This window comes from Streptomyces sp. RLB3-17, from assembly GCF_007113425.2.
GTDB lineage: Bacteria > Actinomycetota > Actinomycetes > Streptomycetales > Streptomycetaceae > Streptomyces > Streptomyces mirabilis_D.
In genome coordinates this window covers 4,859,275-4,874,891 of the sequence record NZ_CP041610.2, presented here as the reverse complement: position 1 = coordinate 4,874,891, position 15,617 = coordinate 4,859,275, and the positions used below count along the sequence as shown (strand labels likewise).

The following is a 15,617-nucleotide window of genomic DNA, read 5'->3' as shown; positions in this document are numbered from 1 at the left end:
CAGCCCCCGTAGGTCGGACATCGGTCGAAAAATTCAACCCAGCCACTCTAACCAGCGCGCGGCCCTCGTGCCTGTGGAGGGCCTCACGGGACCGGAAAGAGCGGGTCACAGCAAGGGAAAACCGGGGCCACGCCGGGATCACAGCCGGGGCCACGCCGGGATCACAGCCGGACCGCGGGCACGGAAACCGGCCCCCATGGCGCGACCGATACCCTTGCAGCGTGACGTTCCCGGTAGTCGGCATGGTCGGCGGGGGGCAGCTCGCTCGTATGACACACGAGGCGGGCATCCCGCTCGGCATCAAGTTCAAGCTCCTCAGTGACACCCCTCAGGATTCCGCGGCGCAGGTCGTCGGCGATGTCGTCATCGGCGACTACCGCGACCTCGACACGCTGCGTGAGTTCGCGCGGGGCTGCGATGTGATCACCTTCGATCACGAACACGTACCCACCGAGCATCTGCGTGCCCTGGAGGCGGACGGCATCCCCGTCCGCCCCGGCCCGGACGCGCTCGTGCACGCCCAGGACAAGGGCGTGATGCGCGCGAAGCTCGACGAGATCGGTGTGCCGTGCCCACGGCACCGGATCGTGACCGACGTCGAGGACGTGGCCGCGTTCGCGGCGGAGGGCCTCGCCGAAGGGGCCGGGGGCGACGGTTTCCCGATCATCCTCAAGACGGTCCGCGGCGGCTACGACGGCAAGGGCGTCTGGTTCGTCCGGTCGATCGAGGAGGCGGCCGAGCCCTTCCGGGCCGGCGTGCCCGTCCTCGCCGAGGAGAAGGTCGACTTCGTACGGGAACTCGCGGCGAACGTCGTCCGCTCCCCGCACGGCCAGGCGGTCGCCTACCCCGTGGTCGAGTCCCAGCAGGTCAACGGCGTCTGCGACACGGTGATCGCCCCCGCGCCCGGCATACCGGACGAGCTGGCCCTCCAGGCCGAGGAGCTCGCGCTGCGCATCGCCAAGGAACTCGGTGTCGTCGGTCATCTGGCCGTCGAGCTCTTCGAGACCCCGGACGGCCGCATCCTGGTCAACGAGCTGGCCATGCGCCCGCACAACTCGGGCCACTGGACCCAGGACGGCGCGATCACCTCCCAGTTCGCCAACCACGTCCGCGCGGTCCTGGACCTCCCCCTCGGCGACCCGCGCCCGCGCGCCAGGTGGACGGTCATGGTCAACGTCCTGGGCGGCGACTACCCGGACATGTACTCCGCGTACCTGCACTGCATGGCGCGCGACCCCCAGCTGAAGATCCACATGTACGGCAAGGACGTGAAGCCCGGCCGCAAGGTCGGCCACGTCAACACCTACGGCGAGGACCTGGACGACGTTCTCGAGCGCGCCCGCCACGCAGCCGGTTACCTGAGAGGCACGATCACCGAATGAGCCCCGTTGTAGGCATTGTCATGGGGTCGGACTCCGACTGGCCCGTCATGGAAGCGGCCGCGCAGGCGCTGGACGAGTTCGAGATCCCCTACGAGGTGGATGTCGTCTCCGCGCACCGCATGCCGCACGAGATGATCACGTACGGCGAGCAGGCCGCGGAGCGCGGGCTCAAGGCGATCATCGCGGGCGCGGGCGGGGCGGCCCATCTGCCCGGCATGCTCGCGTCCGTGACCCCGCTGCCCGTCATCGGCGTGCCGGTCCCGCTGAAGTACCTCGACGGCATGGACTCGCTGCTGTCGATCGTGCAGATGCCGGCCGGCGTCCCGGTCGCGACCGTGTCCGTCGGCGGCGCGCGCAACGCGGGCCTGCTGGCCGCCCGGATGCTCGCCGCGCACGACGAGGAACTGCTCACCCGCATGCGGGAGTTCCAGCAGGAGCTGAACGACCAGGCCACCGAGAAGGGCAAGCGGCTGCGCGCCAAGGTCGAGGGCGCGGGCGGCGGCTTCGGCTTCGGCTCCGGGAAGTGACGCGCATGGCCTCCTCCACCTCGTCCGCCACGTCGTCCGTCACGTCCACGGCATCCCTCGACGAGGCCCGCGCCCTCCTCGCCGACTTCCCCGTCGTCGACGGCCACAACGACCTCCCCTGGGCGCTGCGCGAACAGGTCCGCTACGACCTCGGCGCCCGCGACATCGCCGCCGACCAGAGCGCCCACCTGCACACCGACCTGGCCCGGCTGCGCGCCGGCGGCGTCGGCGCGCAGTTCTGGTCGGTGTACGTCCGCTCGGACCTGCCGGGCGCGGTCACCGCGACGCTCGAACAGATCGACTGCGTACGGCGGTTGATCGACCGTCACCCCTCCGACCTGCGGGCCGCGCTGACCGCCGCCGACATGGAGGCGGCGCGCGCACAGGGCCGTATCGCCTCCCTGATGGGCGCGGAGGGTGGCCACTCCATCGACAACTCCCTCGCCGCGCTGCGGGGGTTGTACGCGCTGGGCGTGCGCTACATGACCCTCACCCACAACGACAACATCGCGTGGGCGGACTCGGCGACCGACGTGCCCACCGTCGGGGGTCTGTCGGCCTTCGGCCGTGAGGTCGTGCGGGAGATGAACCGCGAGGGCATGCTGGTCGACCTCTCGCACGTCGCGGCGACGACCATGCGGGACGCGCTCGACACGAGCTCCGCGCCGGTGATCTTCTCCCACTCCTCCTCGCGCGCGGTGTGCGACCACCCGCGCAACATCCCGGACGACGTCCTGGAGCGGCTGCCCGCCAACGGGGGAGTGGCGATGGTGACGTTCGTACCGAAGTTCGTCCTTCAGGCGGCGGTCGACTGGACGGCCGCGGCCGACGAGAACATGCGCGCGAACGGCTTCCACCACCTCGACACCACCCCCGACGGCATGAAGGTCCACCGCACCTTCGAGGAGTCCCACCCGCGCCCCGTCGCCACGGTGTCGACGGTGGCGGACCACCTCGACCACATGCGCGAGGTCGCCGGTGTCGACCACCTCGGCATCGGCGGCGACTACGACGGCACGGCGTTCACCCCGGACGGCCTCGACGACGTCTCCGGCTACCCGAACCTGATCGCCGAGCTGCTGGACCGCGGCTGGTCGAAGACCGACCTCGCCAAGCTGACCTGGCAGAACGCGGTACGGGTGCTGGGTGCCGCGGAAGACGTGGCGCGCGGTCTTCAGGCCACCCGCGGTCCGTCCGTCGCGACGATCGAGTCCCTCGACGGCGACGGGGCCTGAGCGTCCAGGGCGGGGTAGTCGGTGTAGCCGTCCGCCCCGCCCACGTACATCAGGTACCGGTCCCGGACCGGGTTGAGCGGCGCGCCCAGGCGCAGCCGTCGCACCAGGTCCGGGTTGGCCAGGAACGGGCGGCCGAGGGCGACCAGGTCGGCGCCGGCCGCCAGCATGTCCCGGGCGGCCCGGGTCGAGCTGTACGCGGCCGGGCTGCACAGCGCGAAGATCCGGCAGTTGCTGCCGTGCATGCGCGACCAGGACGGCGGGCCCTCCGCGATCGCCACCCCGCGGCTGGTCGCCGATCTCACCGCGGAACGCGACCGCATCGACCGGATGATCGCCGAGCTGCTTCGCCGGGCCCGCGTCCGTCTCTCCCGTTCGTCCTCAGCAGGCGCAGAGACAGAAGGGGTGTCCCGCCGGGTCGGCGTACACCCGCCAGGTGCGCGAGCGGTCCTCGGTGTCCAGCGGCTTCGCGCCCAGCGTCAGCACCTCCTTCTCGGCCGCGTCCAGATCCTCCACCACCAGGTCCAGGTGGAACTGTTGCGAGCCGTCCGGCGCGGGCCAGCGCGGCGGGACGAAGCCGGACGCCTGCTGGAAGGCGAGCGCCTGACCGCCCGGCACCTTCAGGTCCACCCACGAGCCGTCCCCGGGGTCCTCCTCCACGCTGCCGCCGAGCACCTGCGCGTAGAACCCGGCGAGCGCGCGCGGGTCGGAACAGTCCAGGACGACGACACCCAGCTTGGCGAGAGCCATGACTTCCTCCGAGGGGTTACCAACGACACCGACGAGTTACCTCAAGACCTCTTCAAGAGGTAACGGTTACTGCATGCTCCCGCATAGGAGGTAACGTCGCAACCATGAATGACCGTGCGCCCGCTCCCGGCGGTCTGGCTCTGATCCAGTCGCTGGTGAACACCCTGGACATCGAGTCGGGCGCGGACTCGCTGGACACCCCCGAGGGCCGGGCGCCCTTCGGTCTCGCCGAGGGCGAGGCGGAGGCGGCCCGCGAGCTGCGCGAGTCGTTGCGCGCGGCCTGCCTGGCGCACGCGGGCCACCCGGCGCACCGCGTGGTGACCCCTCTTGGCGAGCTGCTGGCCCGGGCCCCGCTGCATGTGACGGTCGACGAGCACGACGGCGCGGCACGGCTCGTCCCCGCGGGCGACTCACTCGCGGCGCGCGTCGCGGCGGCCCTCGCGAACGCGCTCGTCGAGGGCACCTGGCTGCGGCTGAAGGCCTGTGAGGCACCGACCTGCCACTGGGCGTACTACGACCGCTCGCCGGCGGGCCGCGGCCGTTGGTGCTCGATGTCGGTCTGCGGGGCGCGCGCGAAGATGCGCCGGTACCGCGCGAAATAGCCCGTCCGGGCGCGCGAAGTGGGACAACCGGCCGCACCGGTCGCCGGGAGCGTGGACAATGTGTGGTGACGGCGGTCCGGCCGACTGAGCCTCGGCCGGACCGCCGTCACCCGCGAAGCGCTACGGGGTCACCTGCGAAGCCCCTCCAGGGCCGCTGGGGCCACTGGGGCCTGTCCGGCCCTAGGCGTTCGGGCGGCCCATCGCCCGGTACGTCCATCCGGCCCGGCGCCACACCTCGGGGTCGAGCGCGTTGCGGCCGTCCAGGAGCAGCCGGGCCGAGGCGGCCTCGCCCAGCACCGCCGGGTCCAGCTCGCGGAACTCCCGCCATTCGGTCAGGTGCAGGACGACGTCGGCGCCGCGCACGGCCTCGACGGCGGAGTCGGCGTACCCGAGCGTCGGGAAGAGCCGCTTGGCGTTCGCCATGCCCTTCGGGTCGTAGACGGTGACCTGGCCGCCCTGGAGGTGGATCTGCCCGGCGACGTTCAGCGCGGGCGAGTCCCGGACGTCGTCCGAGTCGGGCTTGAAGGTCGCGCCGAGCACGGCGACCCGCTTGCCGAGGAAGGATCCGCCGCCCAGCGCCTCCCGGGCCATCTCCACCATCTGGCCGCGGCGACGCATGTTGATGGAGTCGATCTCGCGCAGGAAGGTCAGCGCCTGGTCCGCGCCGAGCTCACCGGCCCGGGCCATGAAGGCGCGGATGTCCTTCGGCAGACAGCCGCCGCCGAATCCGATCCCCGCCCGCAGGAACTTCTTCCCGATCCGCTCGTCGTGGCCGATGGCCTCGGCCAGCAGGGCGACATCGCCGCCGGCGGCCTCGCAGACCTCGGCCATGGCGTTGATGAAGGAGATCTTGGTCGCGAGGAAGGAGTTCGCGGAGGTCTTCACCAGCTCGGCGGTCGGGAAGTCGGTGACGACGAAGGGCGAGCCCTCGGAGACGGGCGTCGCGTACACCTCGCGCAGGATCTTCTCGGCCCGCTCGCTGCGCACGCCGACCACGAGACGGTCGGGGTGCAGCGTGTCCTGGACCGCGAAGCCCTCGCGCAGGAACTCCGGGTTCCAGGCGAGTTCGGCGTCCTCACCGGCGGGGGAGAGCTCGGCGAGCGTGCGCGCCAGCCGCTCCGCGGAGCCCACCGGCACGGTGGACTTGCCGACGACGAGGGCGGGGCCCGACAGGTGCGGGGCGAGCGTCTCGAAGGCGGCGTCGACGTACGACATGTCGCACGCGTACTCCCCGTGCTTCTGCGGCGTGTTCACGCAGACGAAGTGGACGTCGCCGAACTCCCCGACCTCCGCCCAGTCCATGGTGAAGCGCAGCCGGCCGGTGGATCCCTCGATGCCCGCCACATGCTTGCGCAGCAGCTCCTCGAGCCCCGGCTCGTACATCGGGACCTCGCCCCGCTGCAGCATCTCGATCTTCTCGGGGACGACGTCGAGCCCCAGTACCTCGAACCCGAGCTCGGCCATGGCCGCGGCGTGGGTGGCGCCGAGATAGCCGGTGCCGATCACGGTGATCTTGAGGGCCATGGGTACTCCTGGGATGAATGGGCTCGGTGCGCTGCCCGAGCATAGTCGGGGCATGTTCGGGCCCCTCGTCGGGCAGGTTCCCCCCTGTCGCCAAGCTCACGTATCCCTCCCGTGGGCGGACCCCTAAAATTTGGGTTACTTAACGGTAATTAGCGTCCTTGGAGCGTGAGAGACCTTGGCCGGATCGGCTGATTTCGACCTGTACCGCCCGTCCGAGGAGCACGACATGCTCCGTGACGCGATCCGCTCGCTGGCCGAGGCGAAGATCGCGCCGTACGCGGCCGTGGTGGACGAGGAAGCCCGTTTCCCGCAGGAGGCCCTGGACGCACTGGTCTCCTCCGACCTGCACGCCGTGCACGTGCCGGAGTCGTACGGCGGCGCGGGTGCCGACGCCCTCGCCACGGTGATCGTGATCGAGGAGGTGGCGCGTGTCTGTGCCAGCTCCTCCCTGATCCCGGCCGTGAACAAGCTGGGCTCGCTCCCGGTGATCCTCTCCGGTTCGGAGGCCCTGAAGCAGAAGTACCTGACCCCGCTCGCCAAGGGCGACGGGATGTTCTCGTACTGCCTCTCGGAGCCGGATGCGGGTTCGGACGCCGCGGGCATGAAGACGAAGGCCGTCCGCGACGGCGACGACTACGTCCTCAACGGCGTGAAGCGCTGGATCACCAACGCGGGCGTCTCCGAGTACTACACGGTGATGGCGGTCACCGACCCCACCAAGCGCTCGAAGGGCATCTCGGCCTTCGTCGTCGAGAAGTCGGACGAGGGCGTCTCCTTCGGCGCCCCCGAGAAGAAGCTCGGCATCAAGGGCTCCCCGACGCGCGAGGTCTACCTCGACAACGTCCGCATCCCCGCCGACCGCATGATCGGCGAGGAGGGCACCGGCTTCGCCACGGCCATGAAGACCCTGGACCACACCCGCATCACGATCGCCGCGCAGGCGCTCGGCATCGCGCAGGGCGCCCTCGACTACGCCAAGGGCTACGTCCAGGAGCGCAAGCAGTTCGGCAAGGCGATCGCCGACTTCCAGGGCATCCAGTTCATGCTCGCCGACATGGCCATGAAGATCGAGGCCGCCCGCCAGCTGACGTACGCGGCGGCGGCCAAGTCCGAGCGCGGCGACAAGGACCTCACCTTCCAGGGCGCCGCGGCCAAGTGCTTCGCCTCCGACGTGGCCATGGAGGTCACCACGGACGCCGTACAGCTCCTCGGCGGCTACGGCTACACCCGCGACTACCCGGTCGAGCGCATGATGCGCGACGCCAAGATCACCCAGATCTACGAGGGCACGAACCAGGTCCAGCGCATCGTGATGGCGCGCAACCTCCCGTAACCCACCCCCCCACCACGAACTCGAGGGGCACCCCACCGGGGTGCCCCTCGTTCTTGTCCCCGGTTCTTGTTCCCGGTCGGCCCACTCGCGCGCCGGTCACGTGCCCCTACTCGGCGTCGAACCATTCCTTCTGCGCGGCCCAGTGTCCGACCCACCCCGCGAACCCCGGTGCGGAGGTCGTGAACCCGAACTCGGCGCCGAAGGGAACGGCGCCCTCCCCGGTGATGTGCCAGATGTGACCCCGGTGCGGGCCCGTGACGACGAGATGCCAGTTCATTCCGCACCCGTCGGTGCCCAGCACGACGGATCCGTGGTCGAAGACCCGCTCGACGACCGGATCGATCTCCTCGGCCGGCCTCGGGTCGTCCTCCCACAGCCACGCCTCCGTGAGCGGGAACGGTCGGCTCAGGTCGCGCCCCCGCCCGTCGTCGCCCCAGTCCGCGGGCAGCTCGGCCAGGGACACCAGCCCGTACTCCGGCGGCCCGGAGTACGACCCGTCGGTCACCTCGGCGACGAACGTCCGGTAAGGCTCGGGCAGCACGATGGCGTGCTTCGCCTCGAAGGCGTGCACCGCCGCCCAGCCGAGCGCCGACTCCCCGCCGTCGTCCACGTCGAACGCCCCTCGCAGCGCCGCGAGTTCCTCCGGGGTGGCCTGATCGTTGTTCATGCGGACATGGATACCAGCCGGCTCCGACAGCGCCCGGTGCGGTCGGCCTCACAGGCCGTTCAGGGCGCCCCGCAGATCCTCCGGCGTGCGGTAGTGGACGGTCCGCATACCGAGTGCGGCCGCCGCCTCCACGTTCTCCAGGGTGTCGTCCACGAACAGGCAGCGCTCGGCCGGGACGCCGGCCCGCTCGACGGCGATGTCGTAGATGCGCCGGTCGGGCTTGGCGATGCCCACCCGCGCGCTGCTGACCACATGGTCGGCGAGGTCCGTCAGGCCCAGGGACTCCAGGTCCTCCTCGAGCTGGACCGAGGTGTTGGTGACCAGGACCAGGGGCATGTGGGTACGGGCCCGGCGCAGCAGCGCCACCACCGTCTCGTCGGCGTGGAACGGCGAGCGTATGAGCGCCGTGCTCAGCTCCACCGCCGTCCCGTTGGCCACCAGCCCGGTCAGGCCCCGCAGGATCGACCCCGCCCACTCGTCCGGTGTGATCCGGCCCAGCACCAGCGGAAGCACCGTCTCCGGTGCGAAGGCCACCTTCATGGTGGTGCCCTCGGCCAGCCCGGCGGCGCGCTCCAGCGCGTACACGTGGTCCGGTTCGTAGACGCGGATCACGTTGTCGACGTCACAGAGCACCGCGTCGAAGGGGCGTCCGCCGGAAGCGGACGGGGCGGACGGGGTGGCGGGGGAGAGCGTCATGACGTCACCCTGACATCCGCCCGGGAGCCGCCCTCGGCCAGGGCCACCGGCCGGGGTGACGTCCCGCCCCGGCCCTCGGGCGTCCAGCATCGCCGAACCCCGACCGGTCCGGCTCCTCGCGTCCCGACTTGCCCAACCCCTCGCGTCCCTACTGGTCCGGCCCCTCGCATCCCGGCTAGTCCAGCCCCTCCGCCGCCCGCTTCTCCCGCAGTTCCATGATCGCCCGACGGCGTGCCAGCCGGTGGGTGCGCCGGATCTGGGCCTCCTGGTAGCGCCGCTCGTCGCGCTCGGTCTCCGGGAGGACGGGCGGCACGCGCCGCGGTTTGCCGTCGGCGTCGACCGCGGCGAAGACGAGATAGGCCGAACCGACCTGCTGGGGCGGCGTCGACTCGTTCCAGCGCTCGGCCAGCACGCGCACGCCGACCTCCATGGACGTCCGCCCCGTCCAGTTCACCTGGGCCTTCACATGGACGAGGTCACCGACGCGGACCGGCTCCAGGAAGACCATCTCGTCCATGGAGGCGGTGACGGCGGGCCCGCCGGAGTGCCGCCCGGCCACCGCACCCGCCGCGTCGTCCACGAGCTTCATGATCACTCCGCCGTGCACCGTGCCCAGAAGGTTGGTGTCGTTGTGGGTCATGATGTGGCTGAGGGTCGTCCGGGACGCGAAGGTCGGCTTGCCCGGAATATCGGATTCCGGGTTGGGTGCCAGGTCTGTCATGCCGTCCACCCTATGCGGGGGCGTGCGAGAGTCGCTTTGCATCAGCTCTGCAACAGGCGTGACCCAGATCTCCCCGGTCTCTTGTTAGGCACACCGTGCGGACCTGCACACTGGTCCGCATGAACGATTGGCCCGACGGGTGGTCCGACAGCAACCGCAGCGACCGTTACGGACGCGGCAGCGCAGGCGCTCAGCCTGAGGGCGCCCGCGTCATGCGGCAGGTTCAGCGTGGCCCGGGATCGCCCGGTCCGCGCCCGTCCGCCCCGCCGTACGGCGGGGTGCCCCAGCAGCCGACGTACGACGACGGCCAGGGGTACGACAACGGGTACGACTCCGGTTACAACACCGGGCAGGTCTACGGTTCGCCGGGCGGCCCCGGTGGTCCGCAGGGTCCCGGCGGCCAGGGCGGCCGTGGCCCGCGCCCGGCGCCGAACTGGCGCCGACGCATCAAGTGGATAGCGATCACGCTGGTCACGCTGCTGGTCGTGGTCTCCGTGGGCACCTACTTCTGGGCCGACTCCAAGCTCCACCGTGACGTGGATCTCTCGAAGGTCATCGACCGGCCCGACGCGGGCAAGGGCACGAACTACCTGATCGTCGGCTCCGACAGCCGCGCCGGCATGTCGGCCGAGGAGAAGAAGAAGCTGCACACCGGGTCCGCCGAGGGCAAGCGCACGGACTCGATGATGATCCTGCACGTCGGGGGCAACGGCGACACCCTGGTCTCCCTCCCCCGCGACTCGAACGTGACGATCCCGACGTACAAGGGATCCGGGTCCGGCAAGACCTTCCCCGGCACGGGCCGCCAGGTGAAGCTGAACGCGGCGTACGCGGAGGACGGGCCGACGCTGCTGGTCCGCACCATCGAGTACAACACCGGCCTGCACATCGACCACTACGTGGAGATCGGTTTCGCCGGGTTCGCGAACATCGTCGACGCGGTCGGCGGTGTGGAGATGACCCTCGACCAGGGCTTCAAGGACAAGTACTCCGGCGCCGACTTCAAGGCGGGCAAGCAGACCCTCAACGGTGAGCAGGCCCTCGCCTTCGTCCGTACCCGTCACGCCTTCGCGGCCTCGGACCTCCAGCGCACCAAGAACCAGCAGAAGTTCCTGTCCGCCCTGGCCCACCAGGTCGCGACCCCCGGGACCGTCCTGAACCCCTTCAAGCTCTACCCGACCATGGGCTCCGGCCTCGACAGCCTCACCGTCGACAAGGACATGAGCCTGTGGGACCTCGGCAGCATGTTCTGGGCGATGAAGGGCGTCACCGGCGGCAGCGGCAAGTCCATGAACATGCCGATCTCCGGCTCCACGGGCGGCAACCTCGTCTGGGACAAGGCCAAGGTCAAGACACTGGTGGACGAGCTGAAGAACGACCAGACGGTGACGGTGTCGGGCAACTGACCCGCACCACCACGAAGGGCCCCGCCGGACGATACGGCGGGGCCCTTCGCGTGTCCCGTGGACGCCGCGTCACCTACGTGCACACCACCTGATCCCCTGTCACCACCCGGGTCTCGGCCTGGTAGGGATCCTGCACCCGGACCCGTGTGACCTCCTTGAAGTCCGCGCCGGCGATCACCTTCAGCAGCGGCCCCCGCCCTTTGACCTCGCGCAGCTCGCTGCCCGGGAGCGCGGCGGCGAGGGACTTCGCGGAGCGGTCCCAGCGCGGGTCGTAGACGATGACGCTGTGCCGGGCGCCGCGGTCCTGGGCGTTGACGGGCCGGCCCGTCGTGTGGAACCCGGTGGCGGCCAGGGCGCCGTCCATGCGTTTGCCGAGGCCGTCCGTGGGCGTCCCGTTCTCCACCTGGACCTGGATCTGCTGCGGGGCCACCTCGACGCGCACGGTCTTGGCGTGCGCGGCCTTGTGCGGGGGAGCGAGCGGCTTGTCGTCACGCAGTGACTGGAAGAGCGCGGCGGCCTTGTTGTCGTCCCACTTCAGGGTGGAACCGATGCCCTTGGCCATGTAGGCCATCTGTCCGATCGGCACGGTCGTGAACTCGGAGGAGGAAGGGGAGAAGTTCCGCATCGCCCGGCCGAGGTCCAGCAGCTCGTCCGTGCCGAACCCCTGGTCCGCGCGGACCGAACCGAGCACGGCCCGGGTGACATCACGGAACTTCATCGGGTTCAGCAGCACCCCCGACGACGTGGCCCGCTCGATCAGCGCCGCCAGGAACCGCTGCTGGCGCTGCATCCGGCCGATGTCGGAGGCGCCGTCGACATGCCGGGACCGTACGTACTGGAGTGCCTGCCCGCCGCTCAGCGTGTGCGTGCCGGCGCTCAGGTCGAGTCCGGTGTACGAGTCCTTGAGGGGCTGTGCGGTGCAGATGCTCACGCCGCCGAGCACGTCCACCGTCCGCATGAAGCTGGTGAAATCGACCTCCAAGTAGTGGTCGATCTTCACATGGGTCATGTTCTCGACGGTGCGCACGGTCAGCTGCGGGCCCCCCTCCGCGTATGCCGCGTTGAGCTTGATCGGGTGGGGGCCGTGCTCGGCGCCGGTGGTCTGGTCGGTGTGCGCGGGCGCCTCGGCGTACGAGTCGCGCGGCAGGCTCACGACGCTGGCCCGCTCCCGGTTGGCGGCGATGTGCACGATCATCATCGTGTCGGTGCAGTGGCAGGGGGCACCGCCCAGACGGTACTTCTGCCGCTCCTCCTCCGTGATCTTGTCGCGGCCGTCGGTGCCGACCAGCAGCACGTTCATGCCGTGGCCCGCCGCGGGGCGGTTCTTCATGTCCTTGAAGGGGTCGACCCGGGCGATGTTCTCGCCCAGGCTGGTGACCACCGCGTGCCCGATGCCCGCCGAGGCGAGGACCACCACCGAGATCGTGGTGACCACCCGCATGGCCCAGCGCGGCTTCTTCCTCCGTACGGGGGGCCGTACGGTGGACCGCACCGGAGGCCGCCGGGAGCGGGGCGGCTGCGGGCGGCTCTGGGGACGGGGCTGCGGGCGTGCGGGGGAGCGGGGCGGCGTGGGCAAGGGGGACACCTCCGCGGGGGTGAACGTGGGGATCCGTGAGCACCGTAGGCCCATACGATCTGCTGCCCGGCCCGTGGACCGGGCGGCGCGCGCCCGTGTCCCCCATTCGCGGTAACGTGACGTCCGATGAGCGAGAAGTCTGACGTGCGGCCCCCCGCCGTTTCTGTGATCATGCCCGTCCTCAACGAGGAGCGGCATCTGCGCGGGGCCGTCCAAGCGATCCTGGCGCAGGAGTACGACGGCGAGATGGAGGTGGTCATCGCCATCGGTCCGTCCTCGGACCGTACGGACGAGATCGCCGCCGAACTCGTACGCGAAGACCCACGCGTCCACACCGTCCCGAACCCCACCGGGCGCACCCCGGCCGCGCTGAACGCGGCGATCAAGGCGTCCCGGCATCCCGTCGTCGTGCGCGTCGACGGGCACGGCATGCTCTCCCCGAACTACATCGCGACCGCCGTGCGCCTCCTGGAGGAGACCGGCGCGCAGAACGTCGGCGGCATCATGCACGCCGAGGGCGAGAACGACTGGGAGCACGCGGTCGCCGCCGCGATGACCTCGAAGATCGGGGTCGGGAACGCCGCCTTCCACACGGGGGGCGAGGCCGCTCCCGCCGAGACCGTGTACCTCGGTGTCTTCCGGCGCGAGGCGCTGGAGCGCCAGGGCGGCTACAACGAGGAGTTCATCCGCGCCCAGGACTGGGAGCTGAACTTCCGGATCCGGGAGGCGGGCGGCCTCATCTGGTTCTCGCCCGAACTGAAGGTGTCGTACCGGCCCCGGCCCTCGGTCAAGGCGCTCGCCAAGCAGTACAAGGACTACGGGCGCTGGCGCCATGTCGTCGCCCGCTACCACGAGGGCTCCATCAACCTGCGCTACCTCGCCCCGCCGACCGCCCTGTGCGCGATCGCGGCGGGTGTCGTGGTGGGCGCGGCGCTGACGCCCTGGGGCTTCGTGATCCCCGGCGGCTATCTCGCGGCGATAGCGGCGGGCTCGCTGCCCGCGGGCAAGGGGCTTCCCCTGAAGGCCCGCCTGCAGATCCCCGTCGCCCTCGCGACCATGCACATGTCGTGGGGCTTCGGCTTCCTCACCAGCCCGAAGGCGCTGGCGAAGAAGGTCATCGCCTCCCGCCGCCCGGCGGTACTCGCCTCCACGGAGCCCGCGAACTGAGCCTCATCCATGAGCAGTTGGGCCCCTCTCGACGTCGAGAGGGGCCCAACTGCTTTCTGCCGACCGGCCTATGGCCAGGTGCGGCTTCCTACGACCAGGTGTAGTCCTTGTTGACGTGCATACAGGCGTCGGTCTTGGCGCCGTTGAGCACGTCCGCGGACTCCGGTGTCGTGTTGTCCTGCGCCTTCGCCTTGTACGCCGTGCCCTCGCGCCAGTCGGCGCCGACCACGAGCGTGACGCCCGAGACGTCCGTCGACTTCTTCACCGCGCTCAGCGGGACCCCCAGCGCCTTGGCGACCGCCTGGGCGTCGCCCTGCAGATCGGCGCTCGGGTAGCGGATCACCGTCGTCTCCTCGGCGGTCGCCGCCGAGGAGTCCGCCTCGGCCTTGGTGAAGCCCTTGCCGACGAGCAGCTGGGACACCGTGCGCGCGCGCCCGCCGACCGGGCCCAGCGCGGCCGTGCGGGTGCCGTTCTGCACGGTCACACCGATCTGGTCGTCCGCGGCGGCCGGGTCCGTGGAGGCCTTCACCGCGGTCACCGTCTTCTTCTTGTCCTTGCCGTCGAGCGCGATGTCCTCACGGACGAGACGGAACAGCTGCTCGGCCTCGACCGGCTTGGGCTCCACGCGGTTGCTGTCCGACACGGCCCACTGCCAGGGCATCGTGGTCATCGTGATGCGCTTCGGCTCGACCTTCTTGAGCTCGTTGCCGAGGTCGTAGAGCTTCAGCACGCTGCCCAGGCCCTTGTCGACGGTCAGTGCCTTGGTGGCCGTCTCCGCGAGGCTGCGCAGCTTGCCGGGGTTGCTGATCGTGGCGTTCTCGCGCAGCTGGCGGACCATCGAGTTCATGTACTGGTGCTGCGCCTTGGTCCGGCCGATGTCCGTGTTGTCCTCGAAGCCGTACCGCGTCCGCAGCCACGCCAGGGCCTGCGTGCCCTTGACGGGGGTCGTGCCCTTCTTCAGCTTCAGCCCGGAGCCGTGGCCCTGACTGTCCTTGGAGTAGATGTTGGCGTCCACGCAGACCGGTACACCGCCGATCGCGTCCGCCATCGACACCACACCCGAGAAGTCGATCTTCATGAAGTGGTCGATGTGGATCTTGGTGAGCTTCTCCCAGGTGGCCACCGTGCAGCCCGGACCGCCGCGCCCGAGCGAGATGTTGGTCATCACCAGTCCGACGGTCGCCGGGTAGACCTTCTTGGTGTCCGGGTCCGTGCACTTGGGCATCTTCAGCAGGGTGTCGCGCGGCATGCTGATCACCGACATGTTGCTGCGGTCGGCGGAGAGGTGCAGCAGCATCTGGACGTCCGCGAGAGGGGTACCGCCGAAGGTGTCCTTGGCGCCGCCGAGGGACTGGTTCTCCTTGGTGTCCCGGGCGTCCGAGCCGATCAGAAGGATGTTCAGGGGGGTCTGCCCGGCCGCGTTCGCCTTGCTCTTGGCCGCCCGGTCCTTCTCGTCGCCGAGGTTCAGGTCGTCCTTCTTGATGTTGTTGTTCAGGTGCTGGTAGTAGAGGTAACCGGCGCCCGCGGTGCCAAGTATCAGAAGCGCCAGGACCGACGCCGACCAGCGCAGTATGCGGCGTCTGCGCCGTGGGTGCCCGCCGTCGCCGCCCCCGCGCCGACGCCCGCCGCCACCGCCGTGCCGGCCCTGCCCCCGCGGTTCGGCCGACGCGTCGTCGCCGTCCTTGTCGACCGGACGCCCGTTGCGCCTGTCGCTCCCGGCGCCTGGGCCGTCGGCGTGGGCCGAATCGCCGCCTGTGCCGCTGGAGCCGCTGTCTCTACTGGTGGAGCCACTGCCTTGACCGGTGGCATCGCCACCTCTGCCGCCGGAAGCTCCGCCTCCGTCGGCGGGATCGCCGTTCTCGTCGTACAGGCTGTCGTCCCAGCCCAGATCGTCGGCCTGCCGGACACGTGGTCGAGCCCCCTCCCCACGCACACCGCTTCGCGCCATCTCCCTGCCCCTCCCCACCCTGCGCCTGACAAACGGGTCCGTCCCGCGCCCGATCGGACGCGTACGTCTGGCCGGACACCCCTTGC

The 15,617-nt window shown here is 70.5% G+C and carries 14 protein-coding genes and 2 pseudogenes; 8 read left to right on the top strand and 8 right to left on the bottom strand.

What is annotated here, in order from left to right; genetic code table 11:
- The first annotated feature begins 221 nt into the window (after positions 1–221).
- From FNV62_RS22125 to FNV62_RS22115, 3 genes are read left to right on the top strand one after another with little or no spacing between them, the layout of a single operon-like run.
- Positions 222–1,382, top strand: a complete 1,161-nt coding sequence (locus tag FNV62_RS22125; RefSeq protein WP_097284991.1) for a 5-(carboxyamino)imidazole ribonucleotide synthase — start codon at positions 222–224, stop codon at positions 1,380–1,382.
- Positions 1,379–1,909 carry a 5-(carboxyamino)imidazole ribonucleotide mutase gene (gene purE / locus FNV62_RS22120; protein ID WP_075027355.1) on the top strand — a complete coding sequence of 177 codons (531 nt, stop codon included), beginning with the start codon at positions 1,379–1,381 and terminating at the stop codon, positions 1,907–1,909. Before FNV62_RS22125 ends, purE begins: the two co-directional genes overlap by 4 nt.
- Before the next feature lie 5 nt (positions 1,910–1,914).
- Positions 1,915–3,144: a dipeptidase gene (locus tag FNV62_RS22115; RefSeq protein ID WP_144315563.1), complete on the top strand. Its 1,230-nt coding sequence runs from the start codon at positions 1,915–1,917 to the stop codon at positions 3,142–3,144.
- Here the strand turns inward: FNV62_RS22115 and FNV62_RS22110 are convergent.
- Positions 3,084–3,320 (bottom strand): annotated as a pseudogene (locus FNV62_RS22110) (alkene reductase); the annotation flags it as partial. The gene FNV62_RS22115 and the pseudogene FNV62_RS22110 sit on opposite strands and share 61 nt — an antisense overlap.
- Between FNV62_RS22110 and FNV62_RS55745 the strand changes: the two are divergent.
- Positions 3,217–3,504 (top strand): annotated as a pseudogene (locus tag FNV62_RS55745) (MerR family transcriptional regulator); the annotation flags it as partial. The pseudogenes FNV62_RS22110 and FNV62_RS55745 sit on opposite strands and share 104 nt — an antisense overlap.
- An 18-nt stretch (positions 3,505–3,522) precedes the next feature.
- On the opposite strand, the gene FNV62_RS22105 reads toward FNV62_RS55745, so the two are convergent.
- A complete protein-coding gene (locus FNV62_RS22105; protein ID WP_060894565.1) occupies positions 3,523–3,891 on the bottom strand; it encodes a VOC family protein in 369 nt (122 codons plus the stop codon).
- 104 nt (positions 3,892–3,995) lie between these two features.
- Between FNV62_RS22105 and FNV62_RS22100 the strand changes: the two genes are divergently transcribed.
- A complete protein-coding gene (locus FNV62_RS22100) occupies positions 3,996–4,493 on the top strand; it encodes a CGNR zinc finger domain-containing protein (protein WP_144315562.1) in 498 nt (165 codons plus the stop codon).
- Positions 4,494–4,673: 180 nt separating this feature from the next.
- On the opposite strand, the gene FNV62_RS22095 is transcribed toward FNV62_RS22100, so the two are convergent.
- Positions 4,674–6,017, bottom strand: coding sequence for a UDP-glucose dehydrogenase family protein (locus FNV62_RS22095; protein WP_054236892.1), 1,344 nt, complete (start codon positions 6,015–6,017; stop codon positions 4,674–4,676).
- A 175-nt stretch (positions 6,018–6,192) separates the two neighbouring features.
- Between FNV62_RS22095 and FNV62_RS22090 the strand changes: the two genes are divergently transcribed.
- Positions 6,193–7,350: an acyl-CoA dehydrogenase gene (locus tag FNV62_RS22090; protein ID WP_054236893.1), complete on the top strand. Its 1,158-nt coding sequence runs from the start codon at positions 6,193–6,195 to the stop codon at positions 7,348–7,350.
- 106 nt (positions 7,351–7,456) lie between these two features.
- Here FNV62_RS22090 and FNV62_RS22085 read toward each other — a convergent pair whose 3' ends face one another.
- The 3 genes from FNV62_RS22085 to FNV62_RS22075 all read right to left on the bottom strand — a co-directional run bounded on the left by FNV62_RS22085 (position 7,457) and on the right by FNV62_RS22075 (position 9,434).
- A complete protein-coding gene (locus FNV62_RS22085; RefSeq protein ID WP_144315561.1) occupies positions 7,457–8,017 on the bottom strand; it encodes an SMI1/KNR4 family protein in 561 nt (186 codons plus the stop codon).
- 48 nt (positions 8,018–8,065) lie between these two features.
- A complete protein-coding gene (locus FNV62_RS22080) occupies positions 8,066–8,713 on the bottom strand; it encodes an HAD family hydrolase (protein WP_144315560.1) in 648 nt (215 codons plus the stop codon).
- A 175-nt stretch (positions 8,714–8,888) separates the two neighbouring features.
- Positions 8,889–9,434 carry an acyl-CoA thioesterase gene (locus FNV62_RS22075; RefSeq protein WP_054236896.1) on the bottom strand — a complete coding sequence of 182 codons (546 nt, stop codon included), beginning with the start codon at positions 9,432–9,434 and terminating at the stop codon, positions 8,889–8,891.
- Positions 9,435–9,553: 119 nt separating this feature from the next.
- Here FNV62_RS22075 and FNV62_RS22070 point away from each other — a divergent pair, with 119 nt between their 5' ends.
- Positions 9,554–10,840, top strand: a complete 1,287-nt coding sequence (locus tag FNV62_RS22070; RefSeq protein WP_097289013.1) for an LCP family protein — start codon at positions 9,554–9,556, stop codon at positions 10,838–10,840.
- A 73-nt stretch (positions 10,841–10,913) separates the two neighbouring features.
- Here FNV62_RS22070 and FNV62_RS22065 read toward each other — a convergent pair whose 3' ends face one another.
- Positions 10,914–12,470 (bottom strand): LCP family protein, encoded by a 1,557-nt coding sequence (locus FNV62_RS22065; RefSeq protein WP_143608280.1) that lies wholly within the window; start codon positions 12,468–12,470, stop codon positions 10,914–10,916.
- A 72-nt stretch (positions 12,471–12,542) separates the two neighbouring features.
- Between FNV62_RS22065 and FNV62_RS22060 the strand changes: the two genes are divergently transcribed.
- Positions 12,543–13,583, top strand: coding sequence for a glycosyltransferase family 2 protein (locus FNV62_RS22060; protein WP_054236899.1), 1,041 nt, complete (start codon positions 12,543–12,545; stop codon positions 13,581–13,583).
- Between the two features lie 88 nt (positions 13,584–13,671).
- Here FNV62_RS22060 and FNV62_RS22055 read toward each other — a convergent pair whose 3' ends face one another.
- Positions 13,672–15,531, bottom strand: a complete 1,860-nt coding sequence (locus FNV62_RS22055) for an LCP family protein (protein ID WP_097284986.1) — start codon at positions 15,529–15,531, stop codon at positions 13,672–13,674.
- Positions 15,532–15,617 lie beyond the last annotated feature (86 nt).

What these genes read in the sequence shown, in the direction of transcription:
- purE (WP_075027355.1), top strand. Translation starts at nt 1,379, where the DNA reads ATGAGCCCCGTTGTAGGCATTGTCATGGGGTCGGACTCCGACTGGCCC.
- FNV62_RS22115 (WP_144315563.1), top strand. Translation starts at nt 1,915, where the DNA reads ATGGCCTCCTCCACCTCGTCCGCCACGTCGTCCGTCACGTCCACGGCA.
- FNV62_RS22105 (WP_060894565.1), bottom strand. Translation starts at nt 3,891, where the DNA reads ATGGCTCTCGCCAAGCTGGGTGTCGTCGTCCTGGACTGTTCCGACCCG.
- FNV62_RS22100 (WP_144315562.1), top strand. Translation starts at nt 3,996, where the DNA reads ATGAATGACCGTGCGCCCGCTCCCGGCGGTCTGGCTCTGATCCAGTCG.
- FNV62_RS22095 (WP_054236892.1), bottom strand. Translation starts at nt 6,017, where the DNA reads ATGGCCCTCAAGATCACCGTGATCGGCACCGGCTATCTCGGCGCCACC.
- FNV62_RS22085 (WP_144315561.1), bottom strand. Translation starts at nt 8,017, where the DNA reads ATGAACAACGATCAGGCCACCCCGGAGGAACTCGCGGCGCTGCGAGGG.
- FNV62_RS22080 (WP_144315560.1), bottom strand. Translation starts at nt 8,713, where the DNA reads ATGACGCTCTCCCCCGCCACCCCGTCCGCCCCGTCCGCTTCCGGCGGA.
- FNV62_RS22075 (WP_054236896.1), bottom strand. Translation starts at nt 9,434, where the DNA reads ATGACAGACCTGGCACCCAACCCGGAATCCGATATTCCGGGCAAGCCG.
- FNV62_RS22070 (WP_097289013.1), top strand. Translation starts at nt 9,554, where the DNA reads ATGAACGATTGGCCCGACGGGTGGTCCGACAGCAACCGCAGCGACCGT.
- FNV62_RS22065 (WP_143608280.1), bottom strand. Translation starts at nt 12,470, where the DNA reads ATGGGCCTACGGTGCTCACGGATCCCCACGTTCACCCCCGCGGAGGTG.
- FNV62_RS22060 (WP_054236899.1), top strand. Translation starts at nt 12,543, where the DNA reads ATGAGCGAGAAGTCTGACGTGCGGCCCCCCGCCGTTTCTGTGATCATG.
- FNV62_RS22055 (WP_097284986.1), bottom strand. Translation starts at nt 15,531, where the DNA reads ATGGCGCGAAGCGGTGTGCGTGGGGAGGGGGCTCGACCACGTGTCCGG.